This is a genomic window from Campylobacter sp. IFREMER_LSEM_CL2090, from assembly GCF_025771865.1.
Taxonomy (GTDB): Bacteria; Campylobacterota; Campylobacteria; order Campylobacterales; family Campylobacteraceae; genus Campylobacter_D; species Campylobacter_D lari_D.
Genome location: NZ_JAKMRA010000028.1, coordinates 1 through 1658 on the forward strand (window position 1 = coordinate 1; position 1658 = coordinate 1658).

Annotated in this window: 1 protein-coding gene and 1 pseudogene; one reads left to right on the top strand and one right to left on the bottom strand. The window is 31.1% G+C overall.

Translation table 11 applies throughout. The features are described from left to right. A pseudogene (locus tag L8V85_RS08260) lies at nt 1–192 on the top strand (peroxide stress protein YaaA); the annotation flags it as partial. Between the two features lie 23 nt (nt 193–215). On the opposite strand, the gene L8V85_RS08265 reads toward L8V85_RS08260, so the two are convergent. Continuing rightward, on the bottom strand, nt 216–1421 hold the full coding sequence (locus L8V85_RS08265) for a major outer membrane protein (protein WP_263666051.1): 1206 nt from the start codon (nt 1419–1421) through the stop codon (nt 216–218). Nucleotides 1422–1658: the final 237 nt, after the last annotated feature.

The window sequence follows — 1658 nt, forward strand, 5'->3', positions numbered from 1 at the left end:
ACTTTTTTAAAAAATTCCAAAACTTTAAGTCATTTTGCTAAAGCTTATAGGGGTAAAATACTAAGAGTATTAGCAAGTAAAAATATACATAGCAAAGAAATTTTGCTAGAAAACTTACCTAATGATTTAAAAATAAAAGAAATTAAGATACAAGGATTAAAAGAAGATATAATTTTAGATATAGCAAGCTAAGCCTTTTGGCTTAGCTTTTATAATTAGAATTTGTATAGAGCTTCAAGTCTGATGAATTGATCATCGCTATCATGAACACCATTGGTGTTATAATCTTCAGTTAAGTAAGAATAGAAGCCACTAAATGTAAGTTTTGGACTATATGCATAAGATACTCTTGCAATATATTCATTTTTATCTATGTCGTTATTGCCAGCTTGTTCAGTTTTACCACCGATATAGTCAAACCCTACTCTAACAGTTTCAGCAAAAGTATAACCTAAACCTGCAAAATAGAAAAGACTTTCGCCATAAGTATGTCTTAAATCACTCTTGTTAGAATAAAAAATTTGTTCACCTGGAGCAATTACTCTTCCTTTATCTTCTAAAGTGACAACTGTTTGTTTGTTTTTATCACCATAGCCAACGATACCTGCTTGGAAATCAAAAGCAGAAATTTGTCCTTGTAATTGAGCAGCATAGAAATTGCCATCATCTACACCATGACCATAGAATTTTTCAAAATCACTATCCAAGCTATTTCCTAAATATTGAGCTTGGATTTTGAAGTTAGCCATATCATTGAATGTAAATTTATAGCTAGCATCTACTGCATATAAGAATGCATTGTTTGCTGAATAAGCAGCCCATAATTGGAAAGCAAATGGATCGAAATCACCTAATACAGCAGCACCGTATAAAGAAGAATTGTTAAGTTTTGTATCTCCAAAATCACCATCATCTTGAACATTGAAGCTATCAAACCAATAACCTGCAAAAGTTAAACCTTCAATAGAAGTGTTTACTACTTTAGCTCCTGTTCCTACTGCATCATCAGTCCAAATAGAGCCAATTTCCATTTTACCGAAAGTTACGCTTGTAGCATAAGCTTCATTGGTATATTCTAAGTAAGCTTGTCTAACACCGAAAGCACTTTTTGTATCTGTGTTTGCACCACCAAATCCATTTTCACCACCTGGGTTATATTCAAATTGAACAAAAGCTTTGAAGTTATCATCTAAAGCTGCTTTAAAATTCAATTGAGATTTAAATTTGTGTTGATTATTTTTAGAGCTATTGTAACCGCCAGTAGTTGAGGAACCATCATCTAATCTATCAGATTCAAATCTATATCTGAACATTCCTGATACATCAACATCTTTTATAGCTTCTTCAAGTGAAACAGCGTTAGCTGCTGAAAAAGCACCTGCAGCTAAAGCTGCTACTAAACTAAGTTTAACTAGTTTCATGAGAATTCTCCTTATTAAAATTAAAACTATGGCTTGTATTATAGCATAGTTTTATATAAGAATTCTTAAAGTAAATAAAAACGATAAAAATATATTAAAGGGTTGTATTTATAGATTGAATTATCTTTAAAGATCTAGTTTGAAACTAGATCTTTAAAAACTAAGGAGTTATCTATGAATGTTTGCTTTTACAAATGTAATTATGCTCTTTGATAGTTAATGTTTGGAAACTGAGGG